Below are 17,206 nucleotides of genomic sequence, written 5' to 3' on the forward strand. Positions count from 1 at the left end.
GCTGGGTAGCTATGTACGGAAGGGATAAGCGCTGAAAGCATCTAAGCGTGAAGCCCCCCTCAAGATGAGATTTCCCAGTATGTAAGACCCCTTGAAGACGACGAGGTAGATAGGTTGGGGGTGGAAGTGCAGTAATGCATGGAGCTGACCAATACTAATCGGTCGAGGGCTTATCCTAAGATAAGACGCAATGAGTTTCGGATCCAGTTTTCAGGGTGTAACCTTGAAGGTATGTAGAAGTACATACGACAAGCGTATGGCTATTCATTCACACAATCCGTGATGAAGCGAATAACCTTACGGAAGAATTTGCGAGGCAAATTCATGTTTGGTGGCGATAGCGGAGGGGTTCCACACGTACCCATCCCGAACACGACCGTTAAGCCCTCCAGCGCCGATGGTACTTGGACCGCAGGGTCCTGGGAGAGTAGGACGTTGCCAAGCAACAAGTAAAGAGGACCATGATCTTACTGAGATCATGGTCCTCTTTTGTATAACCGATTTATTTATCGGTCACCTGAACGGCTCATGCCATGCCTTTGGTTAGAAGTACTACAATACTCTGGTTGCTCCTTGTACAGTACTGCCTGACGTGCTGTTTCAACTGAGATCCAGTATTAACTGTGGGATGTTAATCTATTTCAACCTGTTCTGCCTGGAGGGCACTTAAGGCTTGAAGTTTACGGGTAATTTCCTTTTGCCACTTTGTATCTCCGACTTGTACGGCAAGATTGAGAAGATCCAAATAATCATCGATATGCAGGGAGGTTTTACTAAAAGCTTCTTTCACTGCGGTCCTGCCTCCTTTAAAGTCTATGTGTATTTATCATTTAATAATGATAATCATTATCAAATAAAGATCTTATTCATATTATGCCTGTCTTCTAGATAAATTGCAAGTTATGATATGAATGAATTTTGAAGCACGCAAATGAGGGCTTAAAAAAACAAACCCTTCTCCTTAAGTTCACGCATTGTTCACGTCTTTTCTATGTAACATAATGAAAAGAACAAGCGGGCATTGAGTGTCCACCGACTAGGAGGATAAATTGCGCAATGCTTCAACCAGAGGAGGACAAGGAACATGAGCAGAGTAAAAATGAAAGCGTTTGCCATTGTGGCGGCGGGCGCCTTGGCATTGACGCTGGCAGCTTGTAATAACGGACAGAGCGCAAGTCCGGGAAATTCAGGGGAAAAGGGTGGAGGCAATGTAACGAAGGATGTGACGATTACCTTTCAAAACATCAATCCTGATCCGAGCACCCCTTCATACAAAATGATAAAGCAGATTGTAAGTCAATACGAGCAGAATCATCCTCATGTCAAAATTGAATTGGATTCGCTAAATACAGATCAGCAAAAGCTCAAGCTGAAAACACAAGCAGCAGCGAAGGAAGTACCAGATATTACGATTGTAAATCCGGCTGCACAGATGAAGCCATTCGTAGATGCTGGGTTACTGGCACCATTAAATGATGTAGCTGATAAAGAGGGGTTAAAAGATACGTTTCAGGATGGCCTTCTTAACTACTATAGCTTCGATGATAAGCTTTACGCTTTTCCAGATGGTAACAATATAGAAGTGGTCTTTTACAATAAAGAACTGTTCGAGCAGGCGGGAATTCAAAAGTTGCCGACCACCTTTGATGAGCTGATAACAACAGTGAAGACACTGAAGGCAAAGGGAATTACTCCAATTGCTATTGGGGAAAAGGATTCATGGACCGGTTCCCTCCTTTTTATGAATATTCTGTTGCGTACAAATGAAGGGCCAAATTTCCTCAATGATGTGCTGGATGGCAAAAAGACGTTTAATGACCCGGCTTTTGTGGAAGCTGTGGATGCATTTCAGGAATTGGTGCAGGCCGGGGCTTTCCCTGATGGAGCTACATCTATTGACTATAATGCAGGCGGTAATATTTTTAAAACAGGGAAAGCTGCAATGTATATTATGGGCACCTGGGAAACAGGTTCTATTGATGCCTCCCCAGTAGCGGGTAAGGTCGGAGCGTTTCAATTTCCTACGGTGAATGGCAAAGGGAATGTGAATGAGTATGTCATTGCGCCGGGTAGCGCGTTTGCGGTATCTGCGAATAGTGAACATTTACAGGAGACGAAGGACTTCCTGCACTATTTTATTACAGAGATGCCCAAGATTCAGTTTGATCTGAAGAATGCAATTGGCAGCGGTCAGAAAATGAAAGGCGATCTGAAGGAAGCGGGTTATTCCGAGTTAGCCATTAGTCTCAATGAGCTGTTCAAAAATGTAAAAGGAGGGGACCTTGCTTTTGATAATACGATGAATCCGGCTATTGCACAGGCGCATCTAAGTAGCATTCAAAACCTGTTTGTACAACAAGAAGACTCTGCGCAAGTTGCGAAGGAACATCAGAACACTTTTGAAGCAAATAAATAATTGAGAATTTTGCAAACATCCAATAGGTGGCTTCCAATGAAGAATGTATAGATCGAAATGGCCTAGTTCGTCTAGATATTGCACTTTGGAGCGACTGGAATCGAATTTTGCGAAATCCTGGAGTAGCAGACTTGAGGGGAGGGAGCGAAAGTTCCCTTCCCTGATTCGGAATCACATATGGCTAAGCATTTCCCAGAAAGATGCTTCGAATCAACACAAAGGAGATTAGAGCATGAATGTACTGAAGGTGCCGGCACGCACGATTGCCGTTTTCGTGCTGCCATGCCTGTTGCTGTATACCTGTATGGTATTTGTTCCGATTTTGGTATCTGTGTATTGCGGGTTGCTGGATTGGAACGGGATCGCAGAGGCGAAGTTTGTGGGGCTGACTAATTTTAAGCGTATTTTTACAGCCGATCCAGTGTTCTGGCCGTCCGTGAAGCGAACGATGATGTTCGCTGTATTTTCTATGCTGGAAATCCCGCTTTGTCTACTGCTGGCCATTTTACTCAATCGTTATGTGCGTAAGGCAAATACATTGGTAACGATGTATTTTCTGCCGGTCATTCTATCGGTGGTTATTATTGGCCAGTTGTGGAAAACGATCTATAATCCGGCCTCGATGGGTGGGATGCTGAACGGTATATTGATGGCGGTCGGACTGGAAAGCTGGACACGCTCTTGGCTGACGGAACCGCAGATAGCAATGTATGCTCTATATTTTGTATCGTTGTGGCAATATTTTGGCTACCATTTACTTATCCAGTTTACTGGGGTACAAAACATACCCAATGAGCTGTATGAAGCAGCTAAAATTGATGGAGCAGAAGGATTCAAAGCAGACCGTTACATTACGTTGCCACTCATTGTGCCTATTTTCAAAATATCTATTGTATTAGCCTTTATCGGGTCCTTGCAATCGTTTGATTTGATCTGGGTGATGACGGGGGGAGGACCAGCCCATGCGACGGATACAGTATCCACGTATATGTACAATATGTCCTTTTTATCTATGAAATACGGGTATGGCAGTGCATTGGCTTCGTTTCTCGTAGTAATCTGCTTGTCATTTACAATTGTGATAAATTTTGTTTTCAAACGAATCGAAAATAAGGTAAGCTAAAGGGGATGGGACTGTTGAACGCTTTGAAAAAAATGGGGGTTTTCTCCCTGTTGGCCGTCTTAGAGGTCACCCAGCTGTATCCACTCTTTTGGCTGCTGACCTATTCGTTGAAGACGAATGAAGAGATATTAAGTTCAAGCTTCTTTGCACTCCCTCAAGTGCCCCAGTGGCACAACTACCAGGAAGCCTATGAATCAGGGAGCTACTTGCATTATTTAGGAAACAGTGTGCTGGTGACTGGGGTTACGATGATTTTTGTCATTGTATTAAGCTCGATGACTGCTTATGCAATTACACGTTTTCGCTGGCGTTTCGGGGCTGTTGTGCTGACATTGTTTTTGGTCGGGATGATGATCCCCATGCAAGCTACACTGCTACCGCTGATGGTGATGTTTAAAAACGTCCATATTCTGAATACGTATTTCTCGCTGATTTTACCCTACATTGCTTTTCAGACACCGATTGCGGTCTTCATCCTATCCGGCTTTATGCGGTCCATTCCCCACGAAATTGAAGAATCCGCCTACATTGACGGAGCGAGCATCTATCGTATCTTCCGCAGTGTAATCTTACCCATCTCGATTCCGCCTATCATGACAGTGTGTATTTTAACCTTCATTAATATTTGGAATGAATACATTATGGCTGCCACCTTTATCTCGTCCGAAAAGCTAAAAACGCTCCCTTTCGGCGTATATACGTTCGTCAGCCAGTATTCTGTGAACTATGGCAACATTGGTGCTTTTCTAGTCATGGGGGCCTTACCGGTCATTATTATTTATTTTGTCCTGTCCGAAAAAATCACCAAGGGCATGGTTGCAGGAGCGGTTAAAGGATAGGCGGCCGATGCGAAAGGAGCGCACAGAGGTATGATGCGCCGTTTTCAATCCATTCAATACCGCTTGTTTGTTCTGTTCCTATTGAGCATGTCCAGCATTGTGCTGGCGGTCAGTCTATTATTTTACAACCGTACTACGGTGCAGTTCCATGATAAGATCAGTGAGCTTGCGCGTAAAAATGTATCTCAGACAGCAGGTCTGTTCGAATTGCTGCTCGACAGCTATAACAGTCTCTCCAAGTCGATCAGCAACAATATGGATTTGGTTCGTCTGCTGACGACAGATCATAGTGATTTACCTGCTGTCAATTACATCAACGAACGTACGATTACGAATATCCTTGGAGCCATCTACTATTCGCGCGAGGATCTAATCGGTATTCATGTCATCACAGACACAGGCAAGGTATACAATTATGGAAATTATATGAATGTCATTGATACTCATTACGAGCATACGGAATGGTACAGGGAAATTCGAAGGTCGGCAGGCAAAATTGCATGGCTGGGTGTTTATCCTCACTCTGTCATCGACCAAGTGGAAACCAGGCCTGTGTTTGCATTTGGACGGCAGCTCTATGATCTGGATGAACACAAGCCGATTGGTATTGTTCTATTTGAGGCTGAACCGCGTTCAATATTGTCCGCTCTCCACAATTTACGGCTGAGCACTAATAGTCAGGTCTATCTGTTGGGCCATGAAAATCGAATTGTATCGGCTACTTCTTCTGATCCACCACCAGATTTGCGAAATCTAGAGCCACAGGTCCCGGAGGAGGATGTAATTGTAGATCGGAATAATGAGAGAGTTGTAATCGCTTCCAAACTTCCGTTTGCCGATTGGTCGGTGATTAGTGTGACACCCAGCGAGGATCTGAATGTGGAACTGGCTCAAACTCAAAGGTACTTATTTATCGTGGCACCTATACTCATTATGGTATCGGCGCTAATTGCGTCTATCGTCTCCAGGGGCATTTCCCTTCCGCTCAAACGAGTTATTCGGGAAATGAAACGGGTAGAGACAGGCAATTTCCGCCACACGGTAAACATCGAATCCTATGAAGAAATCAACCAGTTGGCTACCTCTTTCAACCATATGGTAAGGCAGATTGCAGAACTGATTGAGTTGGTGCGTATATCATCGGTCAGCGAGAAAAATGCGGAGCTACACGCTCTGCAGACGCAGGTTAATCCACATTTTCTGTACAATACGTTGGATATGATCTATTGGATGCTAGATGAAAAGGGGCAGGATCAGCTCGGTGAGGTGGTTCTCTCCTTATCCCATATGTTCCGTTACAGCAGTCACTGGGAAGAGGGAGCTGATGTGAGCCTTCGGGAAGAAGTAGAGCAAGTCGGCCACTACCTCACCATTATCCAAGCTCGGCTGGAGGGCAGGGTATCTGTTGACGTCAATATCGAGGAACAATGGCTGGATATCCGTTTGCCCAAAATGACCTTACAGCCGTTAATTGAAAATGCGGTGAAACACGGGCTGGAGCCTCTTCATGCAGATACAGGTGGCAAACTGCTCGTCAGAGCGGAGGAGTATGGCGGTGTATTGAGTCTGCATATCATAGACAATGGTGTAGGGATGGAATATGAACGATGGGAGGTGGTCCAGGTCGCTTTGGCAGAACCCGGCAAACAGGCGGGCAGCGGGCAGGCGGGAGGCATCGGCCTGCAAAACCTAAATTTACGGCTACGGCACATGTTCGGAGAAGAGTACGGCCTACGGATCTCCAGCACACCAGGGGCCGGAACGACAGTCACTGTAAGTGTGCCTCTGCCACAGAAGGAGGAGAAACATGAATATTCTGATAGCTGACGATGAAAATATGATTCGACAGGGGATTCGGCGCACTATTGGCCAAGCTCTACCAACCTGCGGCATTCATCTCGCTGCTTCCACCGAGGAAGCAGCAGGCATTCTGGCGGAGCATCCTGTGGATATTGTATTGACTGATATCCTGATGCCCGGTATGGATGGTCTGGAGTTCATGCGTATTTCCAAGCGAAAGCATCCTCATCTGCAGTGGGTTGTCATTTCGGCCCATTCCGACTTCCAATATGCGCAAAGAGCAGTAAAGCTGGGTGCCAAAGACTACCTGTTAAAGCCAATCGGCAAAAAGAAGCTACTGGAATGCATTGAAATGTTAGCAGCCGAAGCGCTCGTGGCCTCGCAACAGGCAAACGAGGGCAGGCTTCTTAAATCCAATATGGTTTATTTACGTGAAGCTGTTTTCCAACGTTATGCACTCGGATTGGATACGGGGAAGCTGGATATACAGCCTTTCGTCGAAAATTATCCAGAATTCCATCTTTTTATGGTTCGCATGGAACCTGATCACAAGCAGACACATTTGGAGCATTTTATGATTGAAAATGTACTGTCCGAGCTCATTGAGGCTGGAGGCAGCGGTTTTGTCGTCAGTCTAGACCGCCATAGTCTGCTGGGGATTGCAAGGCTAAGGGATGAAGCAGAGGCTGCACGGTTAGAGATGTTGCTTGAATCTCATTTAAAGCGTTATGTCAGAGTGCCTCTGCAAATTACACGTTCAGGTGTTCATCACAATTTCTCATCCATACCTGAAGAGGTAGCGCGACTAAGACGAACGCCAGAAGAGATTGCAGCCGCAGCAGCGGATACAGGAGAATGTCTCCGTAAGGGCATGCATACAGTTGATGTAGCATTGCAGTATATTCGGGCTCACTTTACAGAGGAGCTGTCACTGGAAAAAGTGGCCTCAATCGTATTTTTAAATCCAGTATATTTCAGCCAGCTATTCAAGCAAAAGACGGGACAAGGGTATAAGGATTACGTCATTTCCTTGCGTATGGAAGAGGCGAAGCGGCTGCTAAATGATCCTCATCTGCGGCTGGCTGATATTTCCGAGCGGATCGGCTATCAAGATATGAGGCATTTTACACAGGTGTTTCGGCGCAAATGTGGAATGACTCCGACCGAGTATCGGCATCAAGGAGTTAAATAAGTTGGTATCAACGACCGAATGAAGGAAGTTCATCCAGCATCAGACTGTTTCAGGAGTAGAGCGGTAGAGCATCTACTCGGGAACAGTCTTTTTCGTGTCTCCAGCTTGTAGCAGTTCAACAAATTTGCGAGCTGCATTGGATAAATAACGATCCTTGCGCCATACGACGGCAGGCTGTGTGAAGGGGAATGGCTCCTTAATGGAGAGTGTGCGAAATCTGTCCCCGTATTCTTGTCCCAAGCCAGCGTCTGGAATAATGGTAATTCCCATGCCTGTGGAAACGAGCGAGAGAATGGTCGATATTTCTGGACAGTCCAATACGACGCGCGGAATAAGATGGTGTTCCTGAAATTTGCGGATGACGGTTTCGTATAGTCCGTGTCCTTCTGTTCGGCGTCCCAACAAGAGGTCATAGCTGGCAGCTTCCTGTAATGTAATTTCCCCACTGGGATGGCGATCTGCCCATTCACACGGAAGAACCGCAACAAAAGAAACGCCCTCCAGTTCAATCGTATGGTACGATTTGTCGTCTACCGGAAGCAGCAGCAGGGCCAGATCGACTTTATTTTGATGCAGCAGCTCTTCCAGATGATGTGTGTCTCCGTGTCCTATTTTAACGTATACCTCTGGATAAACCTGATGAAAGTGACTGAGTTGTTCAGTAATCAGAGACATACAGGCGGATGACGTGCCTATGGCAAGTGTGCCGGTTACTCTGTTTTCAAACTCCCCAATTTCTCTACAGGTGTCCTCCATTTCAGCCAATAATCGTTTGGCGCGTGTATACAGTGTATATCCGGCCTCGGTAACTTCCCACTTCTTTCCTTCACGGTAAATCAGCTTTACACCAAGCTCGTCCTCCATGTTTTTGAGTTGTTGACTCAGTGGAGGTTGGGCCATGTTGAGCGTTCTGGCGGCCTTGGTGATTTGCCCTTCCTCCACGATGACGCAAAAGTAATGCAGATGCTTCAAGTCCATTGGGGATTCCTCCTCATTTCTAAACACCGCTTCGATTTGAATACTTTTAAAATATGCATTACATATATTATATATATTTTTCGTGTGCAGGGAACGGGCGTATAATTTTTGACAGTAATGCATGGGTGAACATAAAACGATGGGATGGAAGGAGGGGACATATGAAGAAAATCATTGTAGGAATATCGGGAGCGACAGGGTCAATCTTTGGTATCCGTATATTGCAACAATTACGGGAGGCTGGAGTCCAAAGCCATCTGGTGCTATCCCCGTGGGCTATTGCCAACATTCCCTATGAGACAGGCTACACGGTGAAGGAAGTGGAGGCAATGGCGGATGCAGTCTACTCGTATAAGGATCAGGCCGCACGTATTTCTAGCGGCTCCTTCCGGGTAGATGGTATGGTCGTCGCTCCTTGCAGTATGAAGACTCTTGCCTCTATTCGTATCGGTATGGCGGACAACCTGCTTACCCGATCAGCGGATGTGATACTGAAGGAGCGAAAGAAGCTGCTGCTCATGACCAGAGAAACACCATTAAGCAGTATCCATCTGGAAAATATGCTGGAGCTGTCACGTATGGGCGTGATGATCCTGCCGCCGATGCCTGCCTTTTATAATCATCCTGCAAGTATCGAGGAATTAGTGGATCATATTGTTTTTCGCGCATTGGATCAGTTCGGTATTGTCACAACCGCAGCCAAACGCTGGGATGGGATGAAGCAGAATGACTCCAGGCTGCACCAGAATTGAGAAATCGAAAGACGAAGGAGAATGAATGATGGCTTATAAAGACTTTCGCGATTTTCTACACACCTTGGAAAAGGAGGGACAATTACTCACGATCAGCGATGAGGTAAAGCCGGAGCCGGACCTCGCAGCAGCTAACAGAGCATTAAACAATCTTGGAGATAAGACGCCTGCTCTCTTTTTCAACAACATCTATGGATATACGGATGCTCGTATTGCAATGAATGTGATGGGCTCCTGGCCCAATCATGCCCTCATGATGGGAATGCCCAAAAATACGCCGCTCAAGGAGCAGTTTTTTGAATTTGCCAGACGCTATGAACAATTTCCGGTGCCCGTGAAGCGGGAAGAAGCCGCTCCTTTTCATGAAGTCGAAATTACGGAGAATATTAATTTGTTTGATATTTTGCCGTTGTTTCGTTTGAATCAGGGGGACGGAGGGTTTTATTTGGATAAAGCAATTCTAATTTCACGCGATCTGGATGACCCGGACACCTACGGTAAGCAAAATGTCGGCTTATACCGGATGCAGGTGAAAGGCAAGAACCGTTTGGGCATCCAGCCTGTACCACAGCATGATATTGCGATCCATATCCGTCAGGCTGAGGAGCGTGGCGAAAATCTGAAGGTGGCTATTGCCCTCGGATGTGAGCCTGTGATTACAACGGCTGCTTCTACGCCGCTGCTGTACGATCAATCCGAATATGAGATGGCGGGCGCCATTCAGGGCGAGCCTTATCGTGTGGTCAAAGCGAAGGATGCAGATCTGGATCTGCCTTGGGGAGCCGAGGTCATTTTGGAAGGCGAAGTGTTAGCAGGTGAACGTGAGTATGAAGGTCCATTCGGTGAATTCACAGGTCACTATTCCGGCGGTCGCGCGATGCCAGTCATTCAGATTAATCGTGTATATCACCGCAAACAGCCTATCTTTGAGCATCTGTACATCGGGATGCCTTGGACGGAAACGGATTATATGATCGGTGTGAATACAAGTGTACCGTTGTTTCAGCAGCTTAAGGATGCTTTTCCTAATGAAATCGTAGCTGTTAATGCCATGTATACGCATGGGCTGGTCGCTATTATTTCCACGAAAACCCGGTATGGCGGCTTTGCGAAGGCTGTGGGAATGCGTGCGTTAACGACTCCGCATGGATTGGGGTATTGCAAGCTGGTGATTGTGGTGGACGAGGAGGTCGATCCGTTCAATCTGCCGCAAGTCATGTGGGCTTTATCCACCAAGCTTCATCCAAAGCATGATGCTGTCATTGTTCCTGGCTTGTCTATTTTACCGCTTGACCCCGGCTCTGATCCGGCAGGTATGACGCACAAAATGATACTGGATGCGACGACACCTGTAGCACCGGATATTAGAGGCCATTACTCGCAGCCGCTCGATTCCCCGCTGGGTGTAGCGGAATGGGAGAAAAAGTTGAGCCAAATGCTTCGCTAAATATTTTTAAAAACAAAGAAAAATTAAAGGAGTGCTGACAGATGCATATTTGTCCCCGTTGTGAGTCCAATCGTTCAGAAGTCGTTTCCTATTCGCCGGTTAAAGGTGCCTGGGAGGTTTTGTTGTGCCCTGTATGCCTGTTCACATGGCGAACCTCAGAACCGGATAGCATTACTGATCCAGCAAAGTATAAATCGGCGTTCAAGGTAAACCCCCAAGATATTCCGGATGCTGCTCATGTTCCTCCTATTCCAGAGCGGATATAGGGTCGTTCGTAAGTAGCCGTAATTTATGGTATTTTGAAGTTATAGGCCAAATGTAAAGGGGATTATACTTCATGCAGACGCCAAGGATCGGTAAGGAACTGTTCACGCTGCTGAACGGCAAGGAGTTGGAGCACAAGCAACAGGAAGCAATGATGCTGTTGACGGTTACGGAAGATCAGTGGCCGCACATAGCAATGATTAGCGTGGGTGAGATTGTAGCGCTGGACGAGGAAAATTTACGTCTGGCACTGTGGCCCGGTACGACCACGACTGGCAACATAATCCGTACGGGGAAGGCGACGCTCGCGGTCTTCACCGGCGGGCAGGCGCATTATGTGCGGTTGTCGCTGGAACATCTGTCCGCTTTGCGTGAAGCCAAGCATGTGCGTGAGCGATTTGCGGCACGGGTTTTCGCAGCTAGAGAAGATTCGGCTCAATATGCGGATATCTTGACAGGTGTCACAATTCGCCTCAAGGAGCCGGAATCGGTGATCAATCGCTGGAAAGAGACGGTGGCAGAGTTGTTGGTATAAAGCTATCTAATTATGACAAATCATCTTTGTAATTACCAAGTTTACCGTTAAAATAGATGCAAGGGAATAAGCGCTTACAAGGAGTCAGGTTGAGCTTGTTGGAACAGGAATTAGAGCGTGAGGGGAAGCTTGTTTCTTTTGAAGAAAAATAGGAGGGATGAATATGTCTCGTTTTGACAAGGTAGATCAGCTATTGCAACAATTCTTAGCGAATGGACCGGCAGGGTGTGGTTGTGCCATTGCACAAAATGGCCAAGTGTTGTATGAAGGATATCATGGATATGCTGATGTGGAAACTCGGAAACCGATTACTGAAGATACCGTGTATCGCTTGTTTTCCATGACAAAGGTTGTTGTATGTGCGGCTGCCCTTATGCTGTATGAACGCGGACAATTTTTATTGAATGAGCCTTTGTGTGAATATTTACCTGAGTATCGCGATTCGTATGTATTCAAAACTGCTCCTAACGGATACACCTACGTTGACAAGGCGGATAATCCTATTTTAATTAAGCATATATTCAATATGAGTGCGGGGCTTCCTTATGCTTCCGAGTTTTCAGAAACAGGAAAAGCTATGCACAAGGTCATTACAGCTTTAAAGGAAAAGCAAGGGAAATATGACCTGCGTACAGAAATTAAAGCGCTTTCTAAAGTTCCGCTTGCATTTGAACCGGGAACACGATGGTTATACGGATATGGACATGATCTTGTTGCAGGTCTAATTGAAGTCATTTCAGGTAAATCATTAGGACAATTTTTGAAGGATGAAATCTTTGATCCACTTGGAATGAACAATACAGGTTACCGTTATCGTGGAGATATTGAATCGCGGATGGCCTCCATGTATCAACGGACAGACGCCGGAAAACTTGAAAAAATTGAAGGTTTCTTGGATGAACATCATCAGCCAGATGCTATATATGAAGGTGGAGGCGCGGGCTTATATTCGACGGTCAAAGAATACCTGACATTTTCACAAATGTTGTCAAATGGCGGCATGGTAGACGGTGTGAGGCTATTGGGGAGAAAAACCATTGATTTAATGCGCACAAATCATCTGAGTACAGCCCAACTATCGGATTTCACCAATTCATACCATACAGGTTATGGCTATGGACTGGGCGTGCGTACGTTAATGGATAAAGCGGCTGGTCATGCAAACAGCTCGATTGGGGAATTTGGCTGGACGGGAATGGCAGGCACATGGGTTTCTATAGATCCGAGCGAACAGTTCTCCGTCGTTTATATGCATCAGCTTGATCCCAATATGGAAGAGTATCACCATTTGAGAATACGTGCAGCAGCTTATAGCTGTTTGTAAAAGTAAGGGTATATTTAACGATTTGATCTTCGGTAATACCGATTCTAGTTAATAAGGACCAAATTTTCTTTAAAGTCTAAACTATTCTTTTCCATATGACGACATAAAACGTAGGTGTAGGGATTTTGCGAAATCCTTAATTTTTAGCATTGAAATGGGAGGGAATTAGATTTTGAAGAATAGATGGTCCGGATTTCTGGCGTTGGTCATCCTGATTTCAAGTTTTACATCATATGCAGGGTTTGCATCTGCAGCAGATGCAGTGCTTTCCAAGATTGTCCTTTCCTCTAACGAGGTAACTTTGCAGCAGGGAGATACGGCTGCGCTGACGGCTACGGCTGTTTTTAGCGATGGGACGACCTCGAATGTAACCGTAAGCACGGATTGGAAAAGTGATAATACAGCTATCGCTACAGTGTATAACGGTACGGTTTCAGCCAAAGCTGAAGGGGAAGCGACCGTGGTAGCGACCTATAAAGAGAAGGTACAATCGGTTCAGGTACATGTTACGAAAAAGGTTAAGGCGCTGACATCCAATGTACAAAGCCTGAACTTACGTTCGAGCGGCACAGGACAGATTGATTTGACAGCGACTTATAGTGATAATACGACAGCTCAGGTTTCAGGTGATGCGACCTGGACCTCGGATAACCAAAAGGTAGCGACTGTAGTCAACGGATTGGTTACTGCTCAGGGAGCAGGTACAGCTAATATTAAGGCTGTTTATGGTCAACAGACTGTAACGATTGCTGTACAGGTAGAGCAGGTTAAACGTCTCGATGTCAGTTCATCAGAGGTTTCTCTTTTGTTGAAGGATACAGAGAAGGTTAAATTGACAGCAACGTTCCCGGATGGATCGGTACAGGACGTGACAGAGTCTGCTGAGTGGAGCTCCAGCAATGCAGCTGTGGCAGATGTACTGAAAGGCACTATTACCGGCTATAGCGCGGGTAAGGCGACGATCACAGGTAAATATGGCACGATGTCCGCTACGATTGCGGTGGATGTAGATCAGACGAATAAGCTGAAAGCCAGCGAAACCAATATTTTTCTCCGTTTGGATGAATCTAAAAAAATTCAGGTATCTGCTGTCTACCCGGATGGAACAGTAACGGATATCACAGATAAAGCTACTTGGGCATCAAGCGATGAAAAAGTTGCAACGGTGAATAAAGGAACGATTATGGCCATTGGAGCGGGTTCAGCTACAGTGACTGCTAAGTATGGAGATAAGACAGTTTCGATCAAGACAGATGTCGAAACCTCTAGATTTCTGGATTTGAGCGAGGACAAGCTGAGCTTGAACGCCAAGGAATCCAAAAAGCTCAAGCTGACTGCAACGTACGTAACAGGTACGGAAGAAGATATCACAAGTAAGGCAGAGTGGAAATCCAGCAATGAAGATATCGCTTTTGTCAGCGCGGGGGAAGTCACAGGTTATAAAACAGGTGAGGCTACGATCACAGCTTCTTATGGCGGCAAAACAGCTACAGCTACAGTATCCGTAAATGTGCCTGGTGATCTGTCTTTGTCTTCCAAAACGGCAACGATTGATATTAATGAGGACTATACTGCAACTCTGACGGCTACTTATGCGGATGGACGCAAGGAAGACGTGACACAGGATGCGGAGTGGGCTTCAAGCGCGGAAGATATTGCTTCTGTGTCCAAAGGAACGATTACGGGTAAAGCAGCCGGTAAAGCGGTTATTACAGCGACCTATAACGGCAAAAAACTGACAATAAACGTACAAGTGGGCCTTGTGGACCGTCTGGAAACAGACTCGCGCGTGATTGCGCTTGGTGCTCAGGAAACAAAGCAGCTGAAAGTAACAGGCGTTAAGAGTGGTGGCACAAAAACAGACGTAACCAAGGACGCCACTTGGACTACTAGTAATGTAAAAGTAGTTGAAGTTAGCGAAGGTTTGATTAAAGCGAATGCAAGCGGTAAGGCAACGGTCACTGCTTCATATGGCAAGCAAACCATTACGTTTACGGTAGAAGTGGACGTAGCGCAAAAGATTGAAGCGGATGCCATTGCGTTATCACTAAAATCCGGGGATCAAAAAACGATTGCGATTGTAGTTAAATCCAGTGATGGCAAAGAAAAGGATGTTACAACCCAAGCTGAATGGAAAACGTCAAACTATAAGGTAGCCACCGTCAAAAAGGGTCAGGTTACCGCGGTCAGCTACGGTAAGGCTAACATTCAGGCGAAGTTTGGCGGTAAGGTGATCAGCGTACCTGTTGATGTTGATACGCTTAAATACCTGCAAACGGACGAAGTCGCCTTGACTTTGAAGGCAGGGCAGCTGGCCAAGGTTACGGCTACAGCCACGTATAAGGATGAGTCGGAGAAGGATGTTTCCAAACCTGCTGTCTGGTCCTCGTCCAGAATTATTGTTGCGACCGTCAAAGACGGCAACATTAAGGCACAGGGCAAGGGCAAAGCTGTAATTACAGTGAAATATGCAGGTAAAATGACGAAGGTACAGGTAACCGTTCAGTAATCTGTTAAAATGAAAAGAAAAAGAGCAAGCATACGTCTAGAGACGATATGCTTGCTCTTTTATTTTTTAAAGCTTAGAAGCTACGATTTATTCTTCTTGGTTGATGTGTTGCGTGTCAGTGATTCGGTCAAACGCTTGCCAGTGGGTGTCTGGGCCAAGCCGCCTTTGGCGGTCTCGCGGTGCTTCGACGGCATCGCGCTGCCGACTTCAAGCATTACGTCAATGACTTCGTCAGACGGAATGGCGCTGCGCACACCCGCCAAAGCCATATCCGCTGCGGCAAGTGCGGTCACGGCTCCCAGCCCGTTGCGCACGATGCACGGAATCTCGACGAGTCCGGCGACGGGGTCGCAAATCAGACCGAGCGTGTTCTTGAGCGCTAGGCCTACGGCGTGAACGGCCTGCTCAGGTGTGCCGCCGCGTAGCTCGACCATAGCTCCAGCGGCCATCCCGATGGCTGAGCCAATCTCAGCCTGACAGCCTCCCTCCGCGCCGGAAATGAAGGAATTGTTGGCGATGACGTAGCCAATGGCTCCGGCTGCGAACAAGCCGTGCACCATATGCTCATCATCCCAGCCGAACCGCTCCTGCGCACTAATGAACACACCGGGGATGACTCCACAAGAGCCAGCAGTGGGCGTAGCCACAATACGCCCCATGGACGCATTAACCTCCGACACGGAGAGCGCATAAGCCATGGCGAGTGCAGAGGCGTCGCCGGAGCAGGTTTCTCCTGCCCGCAGATACTCGGCCAGACGCTTGCCATCACCGCCCGTTAATCCACTGCGGGAAACGGTGTCTTGCGTCTGACCACGATGAACGGCCTCCTTCATGACTTCATAATAATCAGACATTTGGCGGAAGATTTCTTCTTCCGTTGTATTCGTCTCTTGTACCTGCTCTTGAATCATCAGGCGGCCAATCGTGGTGGATTCCTCCGCGCATATGGCGCTGATTTCATGCAGATGGCTAAATCGCATCAGATTCAGCTCCTTTTTTCAAATTAATCATTTTAATTTCGTACATATGTGGTAAGGATCGTAGTTTTGCGATCAGTTCAGCCGTAGGAGGACTGTCCGTTTCGATGGCGGTAAGTGCTTCTCCATCTCGGCCTTTGCGATCCACATGCATATAGGCAATGTTAATGTCGGCAGCGCCGAGTGCTGAAGTCACCGCACCTAATGTGCCGGGCTTATCCGAGTGAAGAAGCACCAACGTAGCCAGCTCCCCGGTCAGGTTGACTCGGAATTCGTTGAGCTGCTGGACATGGATGCTGCCGCCGCCGATGGAGGAGCCCAGCAGTGTGCGCTGATCCTCACCCTTCCACAGTTCAAAACGGACGGTATTTGGATGGGGCGCGGGTAGTCCGCTGACGGCAAACTCCACGGCCATTCCAGCCTGCGCCGCCCATTGCTCGGCATCTGGAATTCGGTGGTCGTCTGTATCGTAATTGAGCAGGCCTGCGATGAGTGCTAGGTCTGTACCGTGTCCTTTGTAGGTGTCGGCGAAGGAGCCGTACAGTGTCATGCGGGCACGGTCCGGCTGCATCCCGAGCCAGTGACGGGCAACGCGTGCAAGCCGCACCGCGCCTGCAGTGTGTGAACTGGAAGGTCCGGTCATGGCCGGACCGATAATGGAAAATACATCTTTGAAACGCATGGTGTGGCCCCCTGTATGTTCTAGTACCATAGTATATGGTATTTCCGCGTTTGTGCGCAGCTATGACGGTTCCTAATGCTGACGTACAATGTGAGCGCAAAAAAGGACAGGATAAGGAAGTTTCCCTTATCTCTGTCCTCGTTACCTGAGAGTTTCGTGCGGTGTCCTTACCGCCTTACCCCTTGGGTGGCTTGCGCTCTCTCCAGAGTTGCGTCAGATGACGATACATGGACCTGAGAGATTATCCGCCAGCCGGGTGCTGACGTCTTGCTCCTTCGGTGCCGCCAGCGTGTAAGCCCCTGGACAGACTCTCCCGTCATCTTCATTCGCGTATACCGTTCTACATATCTTTCTTAGCGTAATGTATG

Annotated in this window: 15 protein-coding genes, 2 rRNA genes and 1 riboswitch; of the genes, 13 read left to right on the plus strand and 4 right to left on the minus strand. The window is 47.1% G+C overall.

Features of this window, described 5'->3' with window-relative positions:
• Positions 1-178, plus strand: a 23S ribosomal RNA gene (locus HFE01_RS23955); the annotation flags it as partial.
• Between the two features lie 149 nt (positions 179-327).
• Positions 328-444: ribosomal RNA gene (rrf, locus tag HFE01_RS23960) — 5S ribosomal RNA — on the plus strand.
• 187 nt (positions 445-631) lie between these two features.
• On the opposite strand, the gene HFE01_RS23965 is transcribed toward rrf, so the two are convergent.
• Entirely contained in the window at positions 632-790 is a 159-nt protein-coding gene (locus tag HFE01_RS23965; protein WP_013369026.1) for a hypothetical protein, read from the minus strand.
• 294 nt (positions 791-1,084) lie between these two features.
• On the opposite strand from HFE01_RS23965, the gene HFE01_RS23970 reads away from it, so the two are divergent.
• The 5 genes from HFE01_RS23970 to HFE01_RS23990 all read left to right on the plus strand — a co-directional run bounded on the left by HFE01_RS23970 (position 1,085) and on the right by HFE01_RS23990 (position 7,370).
• Positions 1,085-2,416 carry an extracellular solute-binding protein gene (locus HFE01_RS23970; protein WP_107735136.1) on the plus strand — a complete coding sequence of 444 codons (1,332 nt, stop codon included), beginning with the start codon at positions 1,085-1,087 and terminating at the stop codon, positions 2,414-2,416.
• 232 nt (positions 2,417-2,648) lie between these two features.
• A complete protein-coding gene (locus HFE01_RS23975; protein ID WP_025363801.1) occupies positions 2,649-3,539 on the plus strand; it encodes a carbohydrate ABC transporter permease in 891 nt (296 codons plus the stop codon).
• Positions 3,540-3,544: 5 nt separating this feature from the next.
• Positions 3,545-4,378, plus strand: coding sequence for a carbohydrate ABC transporter permease (locus HFE01_RS23980; protein WP_373456529.1), 834 nt, complete (start codon positions 3,545-3,547; stop codon positions 4,376-4,378).
• 30 nt (positions 4,379-4,408) lie between these two features.
• Positions 4,409-6,205, plus strand: a complete 1,797-nt coding sequence (locus HFE01_RS23985; protein WP_107735138.1) for a sensor histidine kinase — start codon at positions 4,409-4,411, stop codon at positions 6,203-6,205.
• Complete coding sequence (locus HFE01_RS23990) at positions 6,186-7,370, plus strand: response regulator (protein ID WP_013369031.1); 1,185 nt, start codon at positions 6,186-6,188, stop codon at positions 7,368-7,370. Before HFE01_RS23985 ends, HFE01_RS23990 begins: the two co-directional genes overlap by 20 nt.
• A 72-nt stretch (positions 7,371-7,442) precedes the next feature.
• On the opposite strand, the gene HFE01_RS23995 is transcribed toward HFE01_RS23990, so the two are convergent.
• Positions 7,443-8,348, minus strand: a complete 906-nt coding sequence (locus tag HFE01_RS23995) for a LysR family transcriptional regulator (RefSeq protein ID WP_016818877.1) — start codon at positions 8,346-8,348, stop codon at positions 7,443-7,445.
• Between the two features lie 161 nt (positions 8,349-8,509).
• Between HFE01_RS23995 and HFE01_RS24000 the strand changes: the two genes are divergently transcribed.
• From HFE01_RS24000 to HFE01_RS24025, 6 genes are all read left to right on the plus strand, one after another.
• A complete protein-coding gene (locus HFE01_RS24000; RefSeq protein ID WP_013369033.1) occupies positions 8,510-9,100 on the plus strand; it encodes a flavin prenyltransferase UbiX in 591 nt (196 codons plus the stop codon).
• Positions 9,101-9,128: 28 nt separating this feature from the next.
• Entirely contained in the window at positions 9,129-10,547 is a 1,419-nt protein-coding gene (locus tag HFE01_RS24005; protein ID WP_025363806.1) for a non-oxidative hydroxyarylic acid decarboxylases subunit C, read from the plus strand.
• A gap of 41 nt (positions 10,548-10,588) precedes the next feature.
• Positions 10,589-10,813 (plus strand): non-oxidative hydroxyarylic acid decarboxylases subunit D, encoded by a 225-nt coding sequence (locus HFE01_RS24010; protein ID WP_107735139.1) that lies wholly within the window; start codon positions 10,589-10,591, stop codon positions 10,811-10,813.
• 71 nt (positions 10,814-10,884) lie between these two features.
• On the plus strand, positions 10,885-11,346 hold the full coding sequence (locus HFE01_RS24015) for a pyridoxamine 5'-phosphate oxidase family protein (RefSeq protein WP_031462682.1): 462 nt from the start codon (positions 10,885-10,887) through the stop codon (positions 11,344-11,346).
• Between the two features lie 163 nt (positions 11,347-11,509).
• Positions 11,510-12,670 carry a serine hydrolase domain-containing protein gene (locus tag HFE01_RS24020; protein WP_017427171.1) on the plus strand — a complete coding sequence of 387 codons (1,161 nt, stop codon included), beginning with the start codon at positions 11,510-11,512 and terminating at the stop codon, positions 12,668-12,670.
• 172 nt (positions 12,671-12,842) lie between these two features.
• Positions 12,843-15,179 carry an Ig-like domain-containing protein gene (locus tag HFE01_RS24025; protein WP_019685905.1) on the plus strand — a complete coding sequence of 779 codons (2,337 nt, stop codon included), beginning with the start codon at positions 12,843-12,845 and terminating at the stop codon, positions 15,177-15,179.
• Between the two features lie 80 nt (positions 15,180-15,259).
• On the opposite strand, the gene sdaAA is transcribed toward HFE01_RS24025, so the two are convergent.
• Entirely contained in the window at positions 15,260-16,159 is a 900-nt protein-coding gene (gene sdaAA, locus HFE01_RS24030; RefSeq protein WP_016818870.1) for an L-serine ammonia-lyase, iron-sulfur-dependent, subunit alpha, read from the minus strand.
• Complete coding sequence (gene sdaAB, locus HFE01_RS24035; RefSeq protein ID WP_107735140.1) at positions 16,149-16,838, minus strand: L-serine ammonia-lyase, iron-sulfur-dependent subunit beta; 690 nt, start codon at positions 16,836-16,838, stop codon at positions 16,149-16,151. The genes sdaAA and sdaAB overlap by 11 nt, the downstream gene beginning before the upstream one ends.
• Positions 16,839-17,049: 211 nt before the next feature.
• Positions 17,050-17,164, minus strand: a riboswitch (glycine riboswitch).
• Positions 17,165-17,206: the final 42 nt, after the last annotated feature.

Origin of the sequence: Paenibacillus sp. EKM10P (genome assembly GCF_011800655.1) — a bacterium.
Classification (GTDB): domain Bacteria; phylum Bacillota; class Bacilli; order Paenibacillales; family Paenibacillaceae; genus Paenibacillus; species Paenibacillus polymyxa.

Coding starts and splice junctions, on each gene's coding strand:
- HFE01_RS23970 (WP_107735136.1), top strand. CDS start 1,085: ATGAGCAGAGTAAAAATGAAAGCGTTTGCCATTGTGGCGGCGGGCGCC.
- HFE01_RS23975 (WP_025363801.1), top strand. CDS start 2,649: ATGAATGTACTGAAGGTGCCGGCACGCACGATTGCCGTTTTCGTGCTG.
- HFE01_RS23980 (WP_373456529.1), top strand. CDS start 3,545: ATGGGACTGTTGAACGCTTTGAAAAAAATGGGGGTTTTCTCCCTGTTG.
- HFE01_RS23985 (WP_107735138.1), top strand. CDS start 4,409: ATGATGCGCCGTTTTCAATCCATTCAATACCGCTTGTTTGTTCTGTTC.
- HFE01_RS23990 (WP_013369031.1), top strand. CDS start 6,186: ATGAATATTCTGATAGCTGACGATGAAAATATGATTCGACAGGGGATT.
- HFE01_RS23995 (WP_016818877.1), bottom strand. CDS start 8,348: ATGGACTTGAAGCATCTGCATTACTTTTGCGTCATCGTGGAGGAAGGG.
- HFE01_RS24000 (WP_013369033.1), top strand. CDS start 8,510: ATGAAGAAAATCATTGTAGGAATATCGGGAGCGACAGGGTCAATCTTT.
- HFE01_RS24005 (WP_025363806.1), top strand. CDS start 9,129: ATGGCTTATAAAGACTTTCGCGATTTTCTACACACCTTGGAAAAGGAG.
- HFE01_RS24010 (WP_107735139.1), top strand. CDS start 10,589: ATGCATATTTGTCCCCGTTGTGAGTCCAATCGTTCAGAAGTCGTTTCC.
- HFE01_RS24015 (WP_031462682.1), top strand. CDS start 10,885: ATGCAGACGCCAAGGATCGGTAAGGAACTGTTCACGCTGCTGAACGGC.
- HFE01_RS24020 (WP_017427171.1), top strand. CDS start 11,510: ATGTCTCGTTTTGACAAGGTAGATCAGCTATTGCAACAATTCTTAGCG.
- sdaAA (WP_016818870.1), bottom strand. CDS start 16,159: ATGCGATTTAGCCATCTGCATGAAATCAGCGCCATATGCGCGGAGGAA.
- sdaAB (WP_107735140.1), bottom strand. CDS start 16,838: ATGCGTTTCAAAGATGTATTTTCCATTATCGGTCCGGCCATGACCGGA.